The organism is Agrobacterium larrymoorei (assembly GCF_030819275.1).
In the GTDB taxonomy this organism is placed as follows: domain Bacteria; phylum Pseudomonadota; class Alphaproteobacteria; order Rhizobiales; family Rhizobiaceae; genus Agrobacterium; species Agrobacterium larrymoorei_B.
Genome location: NZ_JAUTBL010000002.1, coordinates 1,009,879 through 1,028,320 on the forward strand (window position 1 = coordinate 1,009,879; position 18,442 = coordinate 1,028,320).

Below are 18,442 nucleotides of genomic sequence, written 5' to 3' on the forward strand. Positions count from 1 at the left end.
AGTCGCACGTCATTCGGCGTGCGGGCAGAGAAATGGAACAGGACATGGCCCCCAAAGGCAGCCAGCGCATCGTGAACAAGGTCGTCGCGGAAAACCGCAAGGCGCGCTTCAATTACGAGATACTCGACACCTACGAGGCGGGGCTTGTACTGACAGGCACTGAGGTGAAGTCGCTGCGTGAAGGAAAGGCCAATATCGCCGAATCCTACGCGTCTGATGAAGGCGATGAAATCTGGCTGATCAACTCCCATCTCCCAGAGTATCTTCAGGCAAACCGGTTCAATCACGAGCCCCGCCGTCGCCGTAAATTGCTACTCAACAAGCGAGAGATCAATCGTTTGCGCGCGGGGATCAACCGTGATGGCATGACCTTGGTGCCGTTGAAGATCTACTTCAACGAAAAGGGCCGCGCGAAGCTTGAACTGGCCTTGGCAAAAGGCAAGAAGCTCCACGATAAGCGTGAGACGGAAAGGGAGCGCGACTGGAACCGGCAGAAGTCCAGGCTGCTCAAGACAGGCGGTTGAGAAAAGTGCGGCTGATGTGAAAGCCGCGCCAATCGAATGACGGCAGCGCTTCCCCAGTACGAATTGATTGATATGCTGTTATCCATCGCCGACGGGTCAAGGGCAGATGATCAGATCCATTCTTACCATTGGAAAAGGAAACGCTTAGGAGAGAGTGCTTCTGGGCTTCTCGCATAAGATGATTCTTTTCCCGGTTTTTAAGTAACGTGAAGACGCGTATCATGAGTCGATTAAATCTTCGCCTTGTCTCCATGGATCTAAACCGTGCGAAGTTAGTTCGATATATTCTAATTTAGTACAACCTTAAATCGGAGGCTGTGGAGCGGTCTCGCCTCCGTATCATCTTGGCTCGAAGGGCTTGCTCCCATGACTATCGTTCGCTTCACACTCTGTCTTCTACTGCTCTGTTTTTCTTCAGGAACGTCATTTTCACAGAGCTTTCCCGCGCCGACAGGGAAGCCGATCCTCACCATTTCAGGCAACATTTCCAAGACCAACGTCAATGGTACGGCGCAATTCGATCGCGCCATGCTGGAAAAGATGGGGCTCGTGACGATTGAAACCCAGACGCCGTGGTACGAGACGCGTGTTCATTTCGAAGGCGTTTCCATGGCCAAGCTGATGGAGTTCGTCGGTGCTAAGGGAGAAACCGTCAGGGCCGTGGCGCTGAACGATTACGTCAGCACAATTCCTGTGAAGGATTTTACCCAATACAATGTCATTCTTGCTATGAAGCGTGACGGCGAATATATGCAGGTGAGGGATAAAGGGCCGCTCTTCATCATATATCCTTATGATAGCATGCCAGAACTTCAATCGCAGACCTACTACACGCGCTCCGCTTGGCAAGTTGCCAAACTCATAGTTGAATAAAGGTGACATTTGCGAAAGGCGCTGGCAGTCGTTGTTTGCTGCTTCATACTCGCCACCGGCTATATCGCTTATGTGATAGCTGAGCGGCAGAACGCGCTTCAAAAATTCGCTCGCTATAATGACTCATGGGCTGTCAGCCAGACTGTGAGCGAATATATCCGTTTCGAAAGCCTGCTTGCGGAATATGCTCTCGGAATAGAGGGGATCGATAAGGACGAGCTGCGCCTTCGCCTCGATATCGTGCTTGGCAGAATGAGCTCTCTCAAGGAAGGGAGCCTGGCGGCCTTCATCGACGCCAAGCCGGACATGCGCCGGGTCATTGGAGACGTCAATCAGGTCCTTGAGGATATCGACAATAGGCTCGAAGGCTTAAGCCCCGCTGAGGCTAGGGCGTTGCTTCCGACGATAAGCGGTCTCGTTCCACAATTGACATCTGTTGCTGCTGCATCCGTTGCCAATGACGTCGAGATGATCGACGCCGCCCATGCGGAAGTCCGAAAGCTTCACATTATCTACACTGGGCTCGCGGGAGGGTTGATCCTGTGCGGCATGGCACTGATCTTTCTCCTCTTGCGGCACAACCAGCTGCTCGACCGCGCCCAGACAAAGCTTACACTTTTGGCTGAAGAATTGCGGACTGCAACGTTAGAGTTGCAGTCTAATAATCTAAGGCTCGAGTATGATGCCTATCATGACGCTTTGACAAACCTTCCCAACCGCGCGCTTTTTTCGGCGTGAGCTCGTACGCAGGCTCGATCCTCCTACCGGCATCGATAAGGTTGCACTTCTGCTTTTGGATCTCGACGGTTTCAAGGAGATCAACGACACGCTGGGTCACGATGTTGGCGATAGCCTTCTTCAGGCCGTGGCTGCGCGCATTCTGCCGATAAGGAAGAATCACGAGCTGATCTGTCGGCTGGGAGGCGATGAGTTCGCGCTGGTCGCGGACAATCTCGATGAGGAAAAAGCACTCGATCTTGCCCGCTCCTTGGTCGAAAGGATCGCCAGCCCATATCATATCGGTGATATGGAGATTAAGATCGGCACCTGTGTCGGCATTGCCATCTCCCACAGGAAGTCGCATGCCGATGAATTGCTGAAACACGCGGATCTTGCGCTCTACGAGGCCAAGCGGGCAGGGGCGGGAAGTCTCAGTGTTTACAGACCCTATATGCAGAGCCAATTGGCAGAGAAGCGATCTTTTGAAGCGGATCTGCAGGCTGCTCTCCAGAACAATGAGATGGAGGTCTACTATCAGCCGCAAGTATCAACGGAGACCCGCGGTATTTGTGGTTTTGAAGCGCTCTTGCGCTGGACTCATCCTGTCCGTGGGCGCGTTCCTCCGGCGGAGTTCATTCCTGTCGCAGAAAGAACCGGCTTTATAAACGCGCTTGGAAAATGGGTGATGGAGACGGCCTGCAAGGAGGCCGCGCTTTGGAAGCCGGATATCAAGATCGCCATCAACCTCTCGCCTGTTCAGCTTCACAGTAGCAATCTCATTCAAAACGTAGTTGACGCCCTGGAAAAGAGCAGTCTCGATCCCGCGCGTCTCGAAATGGAGATCACCGAATCCGTGCTTCTCGGCAACAGCGACCAGACGCTTGCTATTCTCGGGAACCTAAAGGCGGTCGGCATCAACATGGCGATGGACGATTTCGGCACGGGTTACTCATCGCTCGGCAATCTGCGCCGCGTTCCATTCGATAAGCTCAAGATCGACCAGTCGTTCCTGGCGGATATTACCAGCAGCCAGGATGCGTTAGCCATTGTCGAGTTTGTGGTGGGGCTCGGTCGCAAGCTGCGCATGACGATGATCGCTGAAGGTGTGGAGACGGAAGAACAGTTCGCTTATATGCGTCAGCTTGGCTGCGACCAGATCCAAGGCTACCTCATAGGCAAACCTGTTCCCGCAAGCGAACTTACCGCTTATGGCATCTATGCGTGAAGGTTCTTGATCGCCTGCCATCTCAACCCAACGGGCTTCGCTCCCCTAATAAGAATTTGAAAGGACGCATGATGGAAGCGTTTGAGATACACGGTGTCCTCTTGCGACTGTCATCAGACGAGGTCTCACCGGTGATATGGCAGGCGTTGAAGGATGGCAGCTACGAAGCGAAGGAAGCCCGGAGCGTGGCGCGCGCTGTCAGACCCGGCGACCGAGTCCTGGAGCTTGGCTCAGGCATCGGGGTCATCACGTCGGTGATTGCACGCATTCCGGACGTTTCAGTCTTCGCTTTCGAGGCCAACCCCTCTACTGCGCGTCTTGCCGAGCGAATTCTGGCGGCAAACGACGCCAGCAATGTGCGTTTCTCCCAGGGGCTTTTGACTGCCGGAGATCCTGATACGCATGTCTTTTATGTTCGGCGCGATTTGTGGATGTCATCCATGGATGAGCAGCAGGGTCCCTATGAAAGCAGTATTGAGATTGGGTCGGAGAACATCGACGCCTTCATCCAGCGTCATGACATCAACGTACTGGTAATGGACATTGAAGGGGCGGAGCGTGATCTGTTGCGCGATGCGACGCTAAAGGGCGTGGAGCGGATTTTCGTCGAACTCCACGATCATCTCTATGGTCTCTCGGGGGTTCGCGACATCACTCAGGCGCTGGCGGAAAAAGGTTTTGCCTATGATCCTCGGGGATCTCGAGGCCCTTGCGTCCTCTTTGCCAAGGATGATGGACCGCGGGAATATGATCCTGACGTGGACTGATGAGAAGACCACTCGGCCTTCTCATTTTCGATCTAAAGCGTGGCGCGACCTTTCAGATTCGCTCCCACGTTTTAACTGTTGTTATCGCAAAACCGCCGCACACTTTTTGCGCGACGTGCTTTTAGGCTGCGCGGCGCTGCTGATAGGTCATCGATTTTTCGACGTGGAAGCGTGAAATCAGCGACGCAAGGTTGCTGCTGATATCGCTCAAGCCGTGGGTAGAGGCATTGGTCTCTTCCACCATCGCCGCATTCTGCTGCGTCAGCTGATCCATGCTGTTGATGGCCATATTGATTTCCTGGATTCCGACGGCCTGTTCGCGCACGGCTTGGGTGATCGCGCCGATATGCTCATGAATATCGTCGACCTTGCCGCCGATGGAGTTCAGCGCTTCATCGGTACGGTTGACGAGCGAGACACCGTGGGCGACGTCCTGCGACGACTTGTCGATCAGCGTGCGGATTTCCTTGGCGGCGGAAGCCGAGCGCTGGGCCAATTCGCGAACTTCCTGTGCGACGACGGCAAAGCCTTTGCCGGCTTCACCGGCACGTGCTGCTTCGACGCCGGCATTCAGCGCCAGAAGGTTTGTCTGGAAGGAGATCTCGTCGATGACGCTGATGATCTGCGTGATCTTCTGTGATGAGCTCTCGATCGCGCTCATGGCCTCAACGGCTTCGCTGACGATGTGACGGGAGCGCGCCGCTTCTTCGGCCGAGCTTTTGACGATCGCTTGGGCCTCTTCCGTCCTTGAGGCGGACTGCTTCGAGATCGTGGTGATCTGATCAATCGCCGCGGCTGTTTCTTCGAGCGAGGCAGCCTGCTGCTCGGTGCGCCGCGCCATATCGTCGGTCGCAGATGTCAATTCCCGCGTATTGTTGGCGATCTTGTGGGACTCTTCAACGATCTCGGAAAAGGCTCTGGACAAACGGCTGATGGCCGCATTGAAGTTGTCCTTGAGGCCGTTAAATTCTGTGGGCAGGGGGCCGTCGATACGCGAAGTGAGATCACCCTGCGCCATCCGGTCCAGCGCACTGTTCAGCAGCGCCAGAACGTGGTCCTGCTCTTCCTTCATGCGTTTCTGTTCTGCCTCAACCTTCGCACGCTCGTCGGCAAGCACATCGAGATAAACGGAAATCGAGTAATCCATGTCCAGCATCGCGGCCTTGACCGTTGCACTGATGCCCTTGGCAACCTTCTTACCCTTCTTCTCGACCAGAAAGCCTTTCAGTTCCGATTCGACAATGGCCTTGATGATACCTTCCAGCACAAGGGCGTAGCCGCCGATGTACCAGCGCGGCTCAAGCCCCAATCGCGCATGGGTGCGTCCGATAGCACTCACCGCCTTGGTGTAATCCGCGTCGAAGACGCCAGATGCGATACGTGTCCAGTGGCTGACCTGCATGCTTTTGGCATGCTGGATGTGCGCTTCGCTGGAGAAGAACTTCGCGGTCTCTGGAACGGCTCTTGCCTTCTTGTAGAAAGCGTCGAGCGAGCTGCTGAGCGTGTCGGTGATCGTTGTTTTCAGAGCGGCAAGATCCTGCCTCTGCTCCGAATCCAGACCGAGGAAATCAAGTCGCTCGGTCAATTGAGAATTGTTGTGCAGCCCCGTCATAGTAAAACAGCCCCTACTATTCGTGCACGTTCCCCAACTGCACGCAAAAAAATCAATCGGGGCAGGAAAACACAACTATGCTTAAATATTTGCTAAAACAGTAAATCAACCTTTGATAGGTGGTGAACAGGCGCTAAGGATCGAGCCTTGGCGCCTGTCGCAAGAAAAAGAACTGCTTAAGTCTTCACTCCACCGTCTCGGCGGTCTCGACCGGTGGGCGGGAAGCGCGTTCGCTAGGATCACGACCAATTTCCGCCTTGAGGGACAGAAGATCGATGAAATGGTCGGCCTGGCGGCGAAGATCGTCGGCGATCATCGGCGGCTGCGTTGACATCGTAGAGATCACGGACACCTTGCGACCCTTGCGTTGCAGCGCGTCCACCAGCGTCGTGAAGTCGCCATCACCGGAAAAGAGAACCAGATGGTCCACGGTCTCGGACTGTTCCATGGCATCGACGGCAAGCTCGATATCCATGTTGCCCTTGATCTTGCGGCGACCCATAGCGTCGGTAAATTCCTTGGCAGGCTTTGTCACGACCTTGTAGCCGTTATAGTCCAGCCAATCGATCAGCGGACGAATGGAGGAATATTCCTGGTCTTCGATGAGGGCAGTGTAATAATAGGCGCGTAAGAGATATCCGCGCTTCTGAAAAGCCTTCAGTAGCTTTCGGTAATCAATATCGAAACCTAGGCTTTTCGATGCAGCGTAGAGGTTTGCCCCGTCAATAAAGAGCGCAATTTTCTCACGTGGGTCGAACATAAAAAAGTGTTCCTCCAAAGCGGCTCCCAGCCGCGAATATAATAAGAGTATCGAATACCAGCTAACATCTTGGTCTGTGATACATTATTAAGCTTTCATATAAGCTCGTTTGCCTCGCAGTCCAGACCCACCGCTACAATTTGCACTAACTTCTGAACGGTGCGTGTGGTTGCGTCCTGTAGGAGACAAAGCACGTGAAATGAGGAAAAACTTGAAATTCGCGGACAATGTCTATATCGGGACCATTAATCAGCGACATCACGACCCGCAAAGGACAGGCAATGGCCCGTGTCACAGTAGAAGATTGCATTGACAAAGTAGACAACCGTTTCGAGCTCGTTCTCCTGGCAAGCCACCGCGCACGCCAGATTTCGCAGGGCTCTCAGATCACGGTTGACCGCGACAACGACAAGAACCCTGTCGTTGCCCTTCGCGAGATTGCCGATGAGACGCTTTCGCCCGATGACCTGAAGGAAGATCTGATTCATTCGCTGCAGAAGCATGTGGAAGTGGACGAGCCTGAGCCCGATCCGGTGACGCTTGCAGCCAATGCGACCAGTGAGAGCGAAGACGACGACGCGCCTGAAACCATCACCTTCGACCAGATGTCGGAAGAAGAGCTTCTGGCTGGCATCGAAGGTCTTGTGCCGCCGGAAAAGAACGACGACTACTAAAACCGGGCGCTGTGCCGGTTTTCGTCCGGTTACGCTCTGTAAATGATTGTCGTCATAATCTTATCCTGGATTATGTATCATCGTGCGCCAATCCGGCGGGGCCGTCCCCGTCAATTGGCGCGCTTTCTTTTTTCGGGGCATCCCATTCATGATGCGACAATACGAACTCGTGGAGCGGGTTCAGAAATACAAGCCTGATGTGAATGAGGCCTTGCTGAACAAGGCCTATGTTTACGCGATGCAGAAGCATGGCCAGCAGAAGCGGGCCAATGGTGACCCCTATATCTCCCATCCGCTGGAAGTGGCGGCGATTCTCACTGAAATGCATCTGGATGAGTCGACCATTGCGGTTGCTCTCCTGCATGACACGATTGAGGATACGAGCGCGACGCGCGCTGAAATCGACGAGATGTTCGGAGAAGATATCGGACGGCTGGTCGAAGGCCTGACGAAGCTCAAGAAGCTCGATCTCGTCAGTAAAAAGGCCAAACAGGCCGAGAACTTGCGCAAGCTGCTGCTGGCCATTTCAGACGACGTGCGCGTGCTCTTGGTCAAACTTGCCGACCGCCTGCACAATATGCGCACCATGGAGCATATGCCGGCCGACAAGCGCAGCCGCATCTCCGAAGAAACGATGGAAATCTATGCGCCGCTCGCAGGTCGCATGGGTATGCAGGACATGCGCGACGAGCTTGAGAACCTCTCGTTCCGCTATCTCAATCCCGATGCTTTCGAGACCGTGACCAAGCGACTGCAGGAGCTGGAAGAGCGCAATGAGGGCCTGATCAAGAAGATCGAGGACGAACTGCGCGAACTGCTGCTGGCGAATGGCGTCGAAGGCGCCATGGTCAAGGGGCGACAGAAGAAGCCCTATTCTGTTTTTCGCAAGATGCAGTCCAAGTCGCTGTCCTTCGAGCAATTGTCCGATGTCTACGGCTTTCGCATACTCGTGCAGGATATCCCGTCCTGTTACCGTGCGCTGGGCATTGTCCACACGCGCTGGCGCGTGGTGCCTGGCCGCTTCAAGGACTATATCTCGACGCCCAAGCAGAACGATTATCGTTCGATCCATACCACCATCGTCGGTCCGTCACGCCAGCGTATTGAACTGCAAATCCGCACGCGACGCATGCACGAGATTGCCGAATTCGGTATCGCCGCACATTCGCTCTACAAGGATGGCGAAACGGGCGACACGGAACAGCTTTCGACCGAAACCAACGCCTATTCCTGGCTGCGTCACACGATCGAATCGCTTGCCGAAGGCGATAACCCGGAAGAGTTCCTCGAGCACACCAAGCTCGAACTGTTCCAGGACCAGGTCTTCTGCTTTACGCCAAAGGGCAAGCTCATCGCGCTCCCGCGCGGCGCGACCCCCATCGACTTTGCTTACGCCGTCCACACCAATATCGGCGACACCACAGTCGGCGCGAAGATCAATGGCCGCATCATGCCGCTCGTCACGCGCCTTAACAACGGTGATGAGGTGGAAATCATTCGCTCCGGCGTGCAGGTGCCGCCTGCCGCTTGGGAAGAGGTCGTTGTCACCGGTAAAGCGCGTTCGGCGATCCGTCGTGCGACACGCATGGCCATCCGCAAGCAATATGCAGGTCTGGGCTATCGCATCTTGGAGCGCACCTTCGAGCGCGCTGGCAAGACCTTCTCGCGCGAAGCGCTAAAGCCGGTCCTGCATCGCTTGGCGCATAAAGACGTGGAGGATGCGATTGCGGCCGTCGGTCGCGGTGAGGTGTCCTCTCTGGATGTCCTGCGCGCAGTCTTCCCGGATTACCAGGATGAGCGCGTCACCGTGAAGATGACCGGCGACGATGGCTGGTTCAATATGCGAAGCGCTTCCGGCATGATCTTCAAGATTCCCGGAAAGTCGCGCTCAGCACTGGAAGATGATGGCGCCACCGAAGTGCTGGATGGCCCGGATCCCATGCCGATCCGCGGTCTTTCCGATAATGTCGAAGTCCATTTCGGCGCTACCGGGGCCGTGCCCGGCGATCGTATCGTCGGCATCATGGAGAAGGGGAAGGGGATCACCATCTACCCGATCCAGTCGCCTGCACTCCAACGGTTTGACGATGAGCCGGAACGCTGGATCGACGTGCGCTGGGATCTCGATGAGGCAAACAAGTCCCGCTTTATGGCGCGACTGTTGATCAACGCGCTGAATGAGCCTGGGACGCTGGCCTCCGTTGCACAATCCATCGCGACGCTGGATGTGAATATTCGGGCGCTCAACATGGTGCGTATCGGCACGGACTTTTCGGAGCTGTCGCTCGACGTGGAAGTCTGGGATCTACGCCAACTCAACCAGCTTCTGTCGCAGTTGAAAGACCTTGATTGCGTTTCAACGGTCAAACGTGCCTTCGATTGATGCATCAAGTGCTCAATAAAGTGACTTTAAGGCCGCTGCTATGCGATTCTTGCATGGCAGCGGCCTTGTCTTATCCGTAGTCATCAGGCGGTATCGCAGCTATCTTCACTCCAGAAATCAAGAGCAACAGAGGTTTCCTCCGGCATTCCTGCCGTTGAAGACAGAGCCTCAAATCTGGAAAGGATATGCAAATGTTTGCACCGCTTCGTAAGATTGCCCGCGCTGTTCGTGGCAAGTCGGTTCAGGAACGCGAATTCGATTACCTCAGCGGCTCGGTATCGAATGTCGATCTCGAACTTCGGCAGCGCGAAGTTGATCGCGGCATGTTCCGTAGATAAGACAAAAGCGCATGGCGGCCATGCCGCCACGCTTGGCGCGGAGCCGTTGGGCTCCGCCAAGAGCATGTCCCGTAAAAGTGCTGAACGATCTGCGGATCGGGAATTTGATGAACCAAAGAATGAAAGCGTGAACGGCGGATGCCCGCTATCGTGCACGCTCGGGTGCGGAGCTGTTTTCGCCACTTGGCGGAATGCGGGCGATGACATAAAGTCCGCTCATGCCATTTCGCCGCCGCCGTCCTGCAAAACTCTCCGAAAGACTCATCGCCTCGCTCTGGCCTCGTATGGGGCTGCGTCGTTCGCTTCGCTATATGAAGTTGAAGCTGGTTCGGCTTTCGGCATCGCCCTACGCTGTGGCCGCCGGTGCGGCAACGGGCGTGGCCGTTTCCTGGACACCGTTTCTCGGCGTCCATATTCTTATCGCCATGATGATCGGCTTTGTTCTGCGCGCAAATCTCGTTGCTGCGGCACTCGGAACGACATTTGCGAACCCACTGACATTTCCGCTGATATGGGCGTCCACTTGGGAGCTCGGTCATTTCATCCTTGGTCGTAATGGCGGCGAGGTGGCGGGGCGCGTGGATTTTGTGGAAATATTCGCCCACATGAACTTCCTGCAGTTATGGAAGCCGGTTCTAGAGCCGATGACGATTGGGTCACTGATTCCGGCCGCGATCTCGGCCGTCGTCACCTATGCGGTAGTCTATGCGATCATCAGTGGTTTTCGCCAGCGCAAGCATCAAAAAATTTCTGCGCGTGCCGCAAATCGTAATGCCACGATGGATTTGGTCGAATGATTATTGGTCTCGGAAGCGATCTCATAGATATCCGCCGGGTCGAGTCCTCCATCGAACGTTTCGGTGACAGGTTCACCCATCGCTGTTTCACCGATATCGAGCGAGAGAAATCCGACCGCCGCAAGAACCGCGCCGCATCCTATGCGAAACGCTTCGCGGCCAAGGAAGCCTGCTCGAAGGCGTTGGGTACGGGTCTGGCGCAAGGTGTGTTCTGGAAGGACATGGGCGTCATCAACCTGCCAAGTGGCAAGCCGACGATGCGTCTCACCAATGGGGCGGAAGAGCGCCTGAAGGCCATGTTGCCTGCCGGTCATGAGGCGGTGATCCACCTGACGATCACGGATGACTTTCCCTATGCGCAAGCCTTCGTCATTATCGAGGCGCTTCCTGTTTCCGGATGATGTCACAGCGGCAACGTCGCTGGGGCTGCATCTCAATAGAAAAGCTTCCCTTTGGTCCGGAAAGGCACTAAAGCATCTCAAAAGATCGTGCAGCGGTCTATGACAATGACGAAGAACGAGCAGACAGGTCTCTAAGTGTCCGAAAAAGCAGAAAAGAAGCAGAACGCCCTCTGGGAAAACGTCAAGGTCATCGTTCAGGCTCTTCTGCTGGCGATGGTTATTCGCACCGTGTTGTTTCAGCCCTTCACCATCCCATCGGGCTCGATGATGCCGACGCTCTTGGTAGGGGATTATTTGTTCGTCAACAAGTTCTCCTACGGCTATTCCAAATATTCTCTGCCGTTCTCGCCGAACCTCTTCTCGGGCCGCATTCTCGAGTTCAGCGAGCCGAAGCGGGGTGATGTTGTCGTGTTCCGCCTGCCGCCTAATCCTGAGGTGGATTACATCAAGCGCCTCGTTGGTCTGCCTGGGGACCGCATCCAGGTGACGAATGGTGTGCTCTACATCAACGGCAACCCGGTTCCGAAGGAGCCAGATGGTTTCTTCACCTCGGATTACCGTGCGGATCCAGGCACTAATGTCCCAGTCTTCCGCGAAACGCTGCCCAATGGCGTGAGCTATGATACGCTTGATCAGTCGCCGGACAGCCGTGGCGATAACACGCGCGAGTTCATCGTTCCTGAAGGTCACTACTTCATGATGGGCGACAACCGTGACAACTCGCTCGACAGCCGTTTCGACGTCGGTTACGTGCCCGCTGAAAACCTGATTGGCCGCGCAAGCGTCATCTTCTTCTCACTCGGCAACGACACACCGTTCAGCCATATCTGGGAATGGCCCGCAAACATGCGCTGGGATCGCATCTTCAAGGTTGTTCAATGAGTAAGGCCAAGCCGCTCCAGATGGACGAGATCGCCCGTCTGGAAGCGTTGATCGGATATGAATTCAAGGAAAAGGCCCGGCTTGACCGGGCCGTGACACATGCAAGTGCCCGCTCCGCGAAGGCCGGCAACTACGAGCGTCTGGAGTTTCTCGGAGACCGTGTTCTCGGGCTCTGTGTCGCCGAATTGCTGTTCTCCACCTTCCGCAACGCGACCGAAGGCGAGCTTTCGGTTCGCTTGAACCAGCTTGTTAGTGCTGATTCCTGTGCGGCGATTGCCGATGAAATGGGACTGCATCTCTTCATCCGTACGGGCTCCGACGTCAAGAAATTGACGGGTAAGGCCATGCTGAACGTGCGTGCCGATGTAGTGGAAAGCCTGATCGCCACCATTTATCTGGACGGCGGATTGGAGGCTGCGCGCAGCTTCATCCTGAAGTACTGGCAAGGCCGCGCCAACGGCGCCGATGCCGGTCGTCGCGATGCGAAGACTGAGTTGCAGGAATGGGCGCATGCAAAGTTCGCAGCAACCCCCAACTACCGGGTTGACGATCGCTCCGGACCGGATCACGATCCGCGTTTTACGGTGACGGTGGAAATTCCAGGCGTTGCACCGGAGACGGGCGTCGATCGCTCGAAGCGTGCGGCAGAACAGGTCGCTGCGACAAAACTATTGGAACGCGAAGGCGTCTGGCAGAAACCATCTGCCGCAAACTGATTGGACACTCATGACCGAGAATGATTTCACCGCAGCGCCCGGTGAGGGCAATGATGATAATGTCAAGGCAGTTGCCCCGACGCGTTCGGGCTTCGTAGCGCTGATCGGGCCGACCAACGCCGGCAAGTCGACGCTCGTCAACCGGTTGGTTGGCGCCAAGGTGTCGATCGTCAGCCACAAGGTACAGACGACGCGTGCCGTGATGCGCGGCATCGCCATTCATGACAATGCCCAGATCGTCTTCATGGATACGCCCGGCATCTTCAAGCCACGCCGCAGGTTGGACCGGGCCATGGTCACCTCCGCCTGGGGTGGCGCCAAGGATGCGGACGTCATTTTGCTGCTGATCGATAGTGAGCGCGGCCTAAAAGGTGACGCAGAAACCATTCTGGAAGGCCTGAAAGACGTTCGCCAGAAGAAGATCCTCTGTCTTAACAAGATCGACCAGGTGAAGCGCGAAGACCTGCTGAAGCTTGCGGCTGCCGCAAACGACATCGTTGCCTTCGATCGCACCTTCATGATTTCCGCCACCAACGGCTCCGGCTGTGACGACCTGATGAACTATCTGGCAAGCGAATTGCCGCAGGGGCCTTGGTATTATCCGGAAGATCAGATTTCCGATCTGCCGATGCGCCAGCTCGCCGCGGAAATCACCCGTGAAAAGCTTTTCCTGCGTCTGCATCAGGAACTGCCCTACGCCTCCCATGTGGAGACGGAGAAATGGGAAGAGCGCAAGGACGGCTCGGTCCGTATCGAACAGGTGATCTATGTCGAGCGCGACAGCCAGAAGAAGATTGCGCTTGGCAAGGGAGGGGAGGCGATCAAGGCCATCTCATCCGCATCGCGCAAAGAGCTTTCGGAAATCCTCGAACAGCCGGTTCACCTTTTCCTCTTCGTCAAGGTGAGAGAGAACTGGGGCGACGATCCGGAGCGCTTCCGCGAAATGGGCCTGGAATTCCCGCGCAATTGAGCGTAACGACCGCGAAGCGGATAACCGCTTTTCGAATGAGACATGCATAAAACAGGGTGGGTCGGCGATGGATCAAATCGCGAATGCCCGCCACCATTTCATGCCGTCATGAGACTCGTCGCAAGAATGCGGAAAGAGGTCTCATGATACGACTGATACATCTGATACCTCGACCCCATTTCTTGCCTCCAACGGATTGTCATGTCTCCCAAAAAGCCGAGCGGCGTTTCCACCACGCCATGTGAAGAGTGCCCGCTTCGCGACATGCCGCATTTCCGTGATTTCACCCCTCCAGAGCTTGATTTCGTTTCGCACTTCAAGACGGGTGAACTGAGCGTCGAAAGCGGCGCATTGATCCTGATGGAGGGGTCGCACAGCGCCCATCTTTTCACGGTTCTGGAAGGTTGGGGTTTTCGTTACAAGACACTGGAGGACGGACGCCGGCAAATCTTGAACTATCTGATGCCGGGAGACCTCGTCGGCCTCCAAGGCACTGTGATGGGAGAGATGCAGCACTCTGTCGAGGCCTTGTCGCCTGTCACGCTTTGCGTCTTCGAGCGGGGGCGGCTCCATAGCCTCTTCACCGATCATCCCTCGCTTGCCTTCGACCTGACGTGGATCGCGGCAAGCGAAGAGCGCATGCTGGATAGCCATCTGTTGAGTGTCGGCCGACGAACGGCCATCGAACGTGCGGCCTATCTTCTGGCATTCCTGCACCAAAGGGCGACGCGTGTCGGGCTGCTGCAAAAAGGCATGCCCATTCCCGTCACACAGCAACATGTGGCAGATACGCTTGGACTTTCCATCGTGCACACGAACAAGACGCTGAAGAAGCTCGCGGAACGAAACTTCATTCGCTGGATCGACAAGGGCTGTCTCGTGCTGGATGAGGAAGGGCTGGCGAACCTTGCGGGATGGGATCTCGATTCGCGCAGCAAGCGGCCATTTATTTAGAGCATCGTCCAAGCAAAAATGTGCAGCGGTTTGCGATAAAACACGGGCCTAAAGCGTATAAGCGACTGTGAAAGATCGCGCTAAGCTTTAGGGGAAGCGGTGCAGCCGAGGGGACCTTTCACAGTGCGACCAGCCTGCCTCATCTGAATTTTGAATCATGATTTCTAGGGCTTCCCCCGGTATCCTGATATGTCTTTTTTAAATGACGTAGCGGAAGTGATCTGCGATGTCAGGAATTCGTAAAGTTATTGAATGAAATCGGCCTTCCAATTGAGGCCCGGCCGGGAGAATATAATAAATATGGTGCCTCAACGGGTTCTCATCATTGAGGACGAATATCTGGTTGCGATGGACGCCGAAGCGTGTCTTCAGTCGATGGGAGTCGGGACTGTCGAAATCGTAACGACTTTGGCTCAAGCCCAGGAAGCACTGGAGCGCGCGCGTCCGGACTGCGTCCTGCTGGATGTTAATCTCTCGGACGGCATGAGCTATGAACTGGCGAGACGGTTGAAAGATCACGCCATTCCGTTCGGTTTTGTCAGCGGATATGGGGATACCAGCGGGTTCCCCGAGGATTTTGCCGAAACGCCGCTTCTCGACAAGCCTTTCGCCGAGCCAGAACTCAAGTCATTCGTCTCACGCCTGATGGCGTAATCATTGGACCCGAACCGCTTGCGCGGGCTATAGTGCTTTAAGCACGGTCCAAGCAAAAGTGCTGAGCAGTTTTGCGATATCGATATGCGATTGAACAATGATCTAAAGCGTAAGGCGCGAGTCTGAAAGATCGCGACACGTTTTATTGACGCCACGATTGTCTGTCGTGGCGTTGGAGCTCTGGGCGATATCTTCATGCAGTGGCAGGACGAGGCAATCATTCTCGGCGTCAAGCGCCATGGCGAGACGAGTGTCATTGCCGAGGTGATGACGAGTGCTCGAGGGCGCCATCTCGGCATGGTGCGGGGTGGTAGGTCCAGATCCATGCAGCCGGTGCTTCAGGCCGGCAATCGAGTCGACGTCACGTGGCGCGCCCGCCTCGATGATCATTTGGGGGAATACCGGATCGAGCCGCTTCAATTGCGCGCCGCGCAGTTGATGGAGACGGCGACGGCTGTTTATGGCGTCCAGGCCATGGGCGCGCTGCTGCGGCTATTGCCGGAGCGCGATCCGCACCCGCATCTTTATCGCGCGCTCGATGTCATTCTCGACAATCTGTCCGATCCGGCGGATGCGGGCGAATTGTTCGTGCGCTTCGAACTGGCGGTATTGAACGATCTTGGCTTCGGTCTCGACCTTACGGAGTGCGCGGCGACCGGAATTCGTAGCGATTTGGTCTATGTTTCGCCGAAAACCGGGAGGGCCGTCAGCCGTGCCGCCGGCGCGCCCTATGCAGACAGGATGCTAGCGCTGCCTCCATTTCTTGGCGAGGCACATGCACCCTCTGCGGATTGCCAGAGCCTGTCTGCGGCTTTCCGCCTGACGAATCATTTTCTGAGCAGACACGTCTATGAGCCGAGAGGGATTAAAGAAAATGCCGCCCGCGACGGTTTCGTTCAGGCGGCTTTGAAGGCCTTGGCCCGGAAACTGGACGAAGCAGCCGCTCACCCAGAGACACTCGGTGAAACCGGCTGATCAGTTCGGTTTTCTCGCCTTCATGCCATGGCAGGGCGGATGACGGGCCTCTCTTCGATTGGCCAATGCACGATGGCGGCAAATATGCCCATCGCAACACCCAGCCACCAGACGAGATCGTAAGAGCCGAGTTTGTCGTAGAGGAAACCGCCGAGCCACACACCGAGAAACGAGCCGACTTGGTGCGACAGGAACACCACGCCGCCCAGCATGCCGAGATGGCGCGTGCCGAACATGATGGCGACGAGCCCGTTTGTCGGGGGCACGGTGGAGAGCCACAGGACCCCCATGACCCCTGCGAAGATAACGACGGAGACAGGCGTTTGCGGCAGCAGCAGAAAGGCGGTTACCGCTATCGAACGGCCGATATAGATGTAGGCGAGAAAATGCGGCTTAGAATAGCGCTGCCCGATAACGCCGGCCGCAAGCGATCCGCCAATATTGAAGAAGCCGATCAGCGCCATTGCGATAACCGCATAGCGCGGCTCGATACCGATATCGCCGAGATAAGCTGGAAAATGCGCCGTGATGAAGGCCACTTGAAAGCCGCAGACGAAGAAGCCGGTGGTCAGCAACAGATAGCTCTTATGTCCAAGCGCCTCTTTCAAAGCTGCGCCAACGGTTTGTTGAAATTGCGCCTGTGATTGTGAACCGGATGATGAATTGCCGCGGAGCGGCCATGCCAGGAGCGGCACCAAAAGCATCATGACGCTGAGGAAGACGAGGCTGTCCGACCAGCCATAATTGGAAATCAATCCCTGGCTGATCGGCGCGAAGATGAACATTCCAGCAGATCCAGCAGCCGTACCGATGCCAAATGCCATGGAACGCTGTTCCGGCGTCACATGCCTGGCAAAGGCCGAAAGGATGACGCTGAAGGAGCCCGCTGCAATGCCAAGCCCGACCAATACACCGCCGCCGAAATGCAGCCAGAAGGGCGAGGTGCCGAACGACATGCACAGGAGCCCCAAAGCGTAGAGGACGCCTGAGATAATAAGCACCCGTCCCGTGCCGAACTTATCGGCCAGTGCGCCAAAGAAGGGTTGCCCCAAGCCCCAGAAGAGGTTCTGCAGTGCCATGGCGAGCCCGAAGGTGGACCGGTCCCAACCCGTATCCGCCAGCATCGGCAGCTGGAAGAAGCCCATGGCCGAGCGCGGCCCAAAGGTCATCACGGCGATCAGCGATCCAGCCAGAATGATCAGCCACGGCATGGGCCGGCTGGTGGACGCGCTGGATAATGTAGCCATGATTTTCCTCCGGATAAGGGAAGAACATTATTCATCCGTGCGTAGACACACCAGCGACTTTTCTTGACAGGTGCATCAGCGGGGTTGATGCGACACGCCCGTCATTCACAAGCTCTATCCCCGCCGCTTCAGCGGCCATGCCTCGTCGCGCCACTCCACGACCTTGGCGACATCACCGAGCCTGATCGTACCTTCGCCACGCGGTGTCAGATTCCAGCCGAACAGCACGCCGGGAACGCGGCGATCGGCGGACATGCGGATGCGGCCCATGGCCTTCATCGGCGAGGGCACGTCGCGCGAACCGGTCTTCTGGTCTTGGGTGGTCATGATGCAGCGGGTGCAGGGTTTGACGAGATCGAAGCGAATGCCGTTGATCTCGATTGCCGCCCAACGATCTTCCGCCCATGCATCATCCGTCTCCAGCACGATGTTGGGGCGGAAACGCTCCATGCCGACGCTGTCTTCGCCGTGGGCCGTCATGTCCGCGTTGAGAGCGTCAAGCGAGGCGGTGGTCGCGACCAGGATCTGGTAGCCATCGGCAAAGGTGACGGGTGTCTCATTGCCAGTCCACTCCGCGTTGGCGAGGCGCTTCGATTGATCGTCGAAGAAGGCAAGCTTCATCTCCTGTCCCAGCCACTGCGAGAGCGTACGATTGGCTTCATCGCTTGCAAGAGCAGCGTCGACGGTGGATTTCCAGACGGTGACATCGAGCCTCGAGGATGACGGCAGGGCGAGTACGTCCCCCTTGCCCTCGATAGACAGGCGATACCCGCCAGCCTCCGGGGCAACGTTCAAGGTAGCAAGTGCAGGAAGTTCGCGCTGCGTGATGAATTGGCCGGAGGGATCGACCAGCATGGCGCGACGGTCACCTGGCAAGCCTTCAGCGGAGATAGCGGTCTCGGAAATCGAAATGCCTCTGGCACTCTTCACGGGGTAAACATTCAACTGCGTGATCTGCATCGCCACTCTC

General features: G+C 56.2%; 18 protein-coding genes and 1 pseudogene. 15 read left to right on the forward strand and 4 right to left on the reverse strand.

What is annotated here, in order from left to right:
- Positions 1-44: 44 nt before the first annotated feature.
- The 4 genes and pseudogenes from smpB to QE408_RS13495 all read left to right on the forward strand — a co-directional run bounded on the left by smpB (position 45) and on the right by QE408_RS13495 (position 4,109).
- Entirely contained in the window at positions 45-524 is a 480-nt protein-coding gene (gene smpB / locus QE408_RS13480; RefSeq protein WP_306931897.1) for an SsrA-binding protein SmpB, read from the forward strand.
- Positions 525-890: 366 nt separating this feature from the next.
- Complete coding sequence (locus QE408_RS13485; RefSeq protein ID WP_306931898.1) at positions 891-1,397, forward strand: oxidoreductase; 507 nt, start codon at positions 891-893, stop codon at positions 1,395-1,397.
- 9 nt (positions 1,398-1,406) lie between these two features.
- Positions 1,407-3,342, forward strand: a pseudogene (locus QE408_RS13490) (putative bifunctional diguanylate cyclase/phosphodiesterase).
- Between the two features lie 71 nt (positions 3,343-3,413).
- The gene (locus tag QE408_RS13495) at positions 3,414-4,109 is read left to right on the forward strand and encodes an FkbM family methyltransferase (protein ID WP_306934800.1); all 696 of its coding nucleotides are present in this window, start codon (positions 3,414-3,416) and stop codon (positions 4,107-4,109) included.
- 121 nt (positions 4,110-4,230) lie between these two features.
- Here QE408_RS13495 and QE408_RS13500 read toward each other — a convergent pair whose 3' ends face one another.
- Both QE408_RS13500 and QE408_RS13505 read right to left on the reverse strand, forming a co-directional pair.
- Entirely contained in the window at positions 4,231-5,721 is a 1,491-nt protein-coding gene (locus tag QE408_RS13500) for a globin-coupled sensor protein (RefSeq protein ID WP_306931900.1), read from the reverse strand.
- Between the two features lie 184 nt (positions 5,722-5,905).
- Complete coding sequence (locus QE408_RS13505) at positions 5,906-6,481, reverse strand: LabA-like NYN domain-containing protein (RefSeq protein WP_306931902.1); 576 nt, start codon at positions 6,479-6,481, stop codon at positions 5,906-5,908.
- 281 nt (positions 6,482-6,762) lie between these two features.
- Between QE408_RS13505 and rpoZ the strand changes: the two genes are divergently transcribed.
- The 11 genes from rpoZ to recO all read left to right on the forward strand — a co-directional run bounded on the left by rpoZ (position 6,763) and on the right by recO (position 16,225).
- Positions 6,763-7,155 carry a DNA-directed RNA polymerase subunit omega gene (gene rpoZ / locus QE408_RS13510; RefSeq protein WP_306931904.1) on the forward strand — a complete coding sequence of 131 codons (393 nt, stop codon included), beginning with the start codon at positions 6,763-6,765 and terminating at the stop codon, positions 7,153-7,155.
- A 148-nt stretch (positions 7,156-7,303) separates the two neighbouring features.
- On the forward strand, positions 7,304-9,538 hold the full coding sequence (locus tag QE408_RS13515; RefSeq protein ID WP_306931905.1) for a RelA/SpoT family protein: 2,235 nt from the start codon (positions 7,304-7,306) through the stop codon (positions 9,536-9,538).
- 191 nt (positions 9,539-9,729) lie between these two features.
- Positions 9,730-9,876, forward strand: coding sequence for a DUF3563 domain-containing protein (locus QE408_RS13520; RefSeq protein ID WP_296019594.1), 147 nt, complete (start codon positions 9,730-9,732; stop codon positions 9,874-9,876).
- A gap of 218 nt (positions 9,877-10,094) precedes the next feature.
- Positions 10,095-10,673, forward strand: a complete 579-nt coding sequence (locus QE408_RS13525) for a DUF2062 domain-containing protein (protein ID WP_306931908.1) — start codon at positions 10,095-10,097, stop codon at positions 10,671-10,673.
- Entirely contained in the window at positions 10,670-11,074 is a 405-nt protein-coding gene (acpS, locus tag QE408_RS13530) for a holo-ACP synthase (RefSeq protein ID WP_306931909.1), read from the forward strand. The genes QE408_RS13525 and acpS overlap by 4 nt, the downstream gene beginning before the upstream one ends.
- Positions 11,075-11,209: 135 nt before the next feature.
- Entirely contained in the window at positions 11,210-11,956 is a 747-nt protein-coding gene (gene lepB / locus QE408_RS13535; protein WP_306931911.1) for a signal peptidase I, read from the forward strand.
- Positions 11,953-12,672 (forward strand): ribonuclease III, encoded by a 720-nt coding sequence (gene rnc / locus QE408_RS13540; RefSeq protein WP_306931913.1) that lies wholly within the window; start codon positions 11,953-11,955, stop codon positions 12,670-12,672. The genes lepB and rnc overlap by 4 nt, the downstream gene beginning before the upstream one ends.
- A gap of 10 nt (positions 12,673-12,682) precedes the next feature.
- Positions 12,683-13,642, forward strand: coding sequence for a GTPase Era (era, locus tag QE408_RS13545; protein ID WP_306931915.1), 960 nt, complete (start codon positions 12,683-12,685; stop codon positions 13,640-13,642).
- A gap of 201 nt (positions 13,643-13,843) precedes the next feature.
- Positions 13,844-14,596, forward strand: coding sequence for a Crp/Fnr family transcriptional regulator (locus QE408_RS13550; protein ID WP_306931917.1), 753 nt, complete (start codon positions 13,844-13,846; stop codon positions 14,594-14,596).
- 300 nt (positions 14,597-14,896) lie between these two features.
- Positions 14,897-15,250, forward strand: a complete 354-nt coding sequence (locus QE408_RS13555) for a response regulator (protein WP_306931919.1) — start codon at positions 14,897-14,899, stop codon at positions 15,248-15,250.
- Between the two features lie 195 nt (positions 15,251-15,445).
- Entirely contained in the window at positions 15,446-16,225 is a 780-nt protein-coding gene (gene recO, locus QE408_RS13560) for a DNA repair protein RecO (RefSeq protein ID WP_306931921.1), read from the forward strand.
- Positions 16,226-16,245: 20 nt separating this feature from the next.
- On the opposite strand, the gene QE408_RS13565 is transcribed toward recO, so the two are convergent.
- Together QE408_RS13565 and QE408_RS13570 are read right to left on the reverse strand one after the other, a co-directional pair.
- Positions 16,246-17,472: an MFS transporter gene (locus QE408_RS13565; RefSeq protein ID WP_306931924.1), complete on the reverse strand. Its 1,227-nt coding sequence runs from the start codon at positions 17,470-17,472 to the stop codon at positions 16,246-16,248.
- A gap of 114 nt (positions 17,473-17,586) precedes the next feature.
- The gene (locus tag QE408_RS13570) at positions 17,587-18,432 is read right to left on the reverse strand and encodes an MOSC domain-containing protein (protein ID WP_306931926.1); all 846 of its coding nucleotides are present in this window, start codon (positions 18,430-18,432) and stop codon (positions 17,587-17,589) included.
- Positions 18,433-18,442 lie beyond the last annotated feature (10 nt).

Coding starts and splice junctions, on each gene's coding strand:
- era (WP_306931915.1), top strand. CDS start 12,683: ATGACCGAGAATGATTTCACCGCAGCGCCCGGTGAGGGCAATGATGAT.
- QE408_RS13485 (WP_306931898.1), top strand. CDS start 891: ATGACTATCGTTCGCTTCACACTCTGTCTTCTACTGCTCTGTTTTTCT.
- smpB (WP_306931897.1), top strand. CDS start 45: ATGGCCCCCAAAGGCAGCCAGCGCATCGTGAACAAGGTCGTCGCGGAA.
- QE408_RS13525 (WP_306931908.1), top strand. CDS start 10,095: ATGCCATTTCGCCGCCGCCGTCCTGCAAAACTCTCCGAAAGACTCATC.
- QE408_RS13505 (WP_306931902.1), bottom strand. CDS start 6,481: ATGTTCGACCCACGTGAGAAAATTGCGCTCTTTATTGACGGGGCAAAC.
- QE408_RS13565 (WP_306931924.1), bottom strand. CDS start 17,472: ATGGCTACATTATCCAGCGCGTCCACCAGCCGGCCCATGCCGTGGCTG.
- acpS (WP_306931909.1), top strand. CDS start 10,670: ATGATTATTGGTCTCGGAAGCGATCTCATAGATATCCGCCGGGTCGAG.
- QE408_RS13570 (WP_306931926.1), bottom strand. CDS start 18,432: ATGCAGATCACGCAGTTGAATGTTTACCCCGTGAAGAGTGCCAGAGGC.
- QE408_RS13500 (WP_306931900.1), bottom strand. CDS start 5,721: ATGACGGGGCTGCACAACAATTCTCAATTGACCGAGCGACTTGATTTC.
- QE408_RS13520 (WP_296019594.1), top strand. CDS start 9,730: ATGTTTGCACCGCTTCGTAAGATTGCCCGCGCTGTTCGTGGCAAGTCG.
- recO (WP_306931921.1), top strand. CDS start 15,446: ATGCAGTGGCAGGACGAGGCAATCATTCTCGGCGTCAAGCGCCATGGC.
- QE408_RS13495 (WP_306934800.1), top strand. CDS start 3,414: ATGGAAGCGTTTGAGATACACGGTGTCCTCTTGCGACTGTCATCAGAC.
- rpoZ (WP_306931904.1), top strand. CDS start 6,763: ATGGCCCGTGTCACAGTAGAAGATTGCATTGACAAAGTAGACAACCGT.
- QE408_RS13555 (WP_306931919.1), top strand. CDS start 14,897: ATGGTGCCTCAACGGGTTCTCATCATTGAGGACGAATATCTGGTTGCG.
- QE408_RS13550 (WP_306931917.1), top strand. CDS start 13,844: ATGTCTCCCAAAAAGCCGAGCGGCGTTTCCACCACGCCATGTGAAGAG.
- QE408_RS13515 (WP_306931905.1), top strand. CDS start 7,304: ATGATGCGACAATACGAACTCGTGGAGCGGGTTCAGAAATACAAGCCT.
- rnc (WP_306931913.1), top strand. CDS start 11,953: ATGAGTAAGGCCAAGCCGCTCCAGATGGACGAGATCGCCCGTCTGGAA.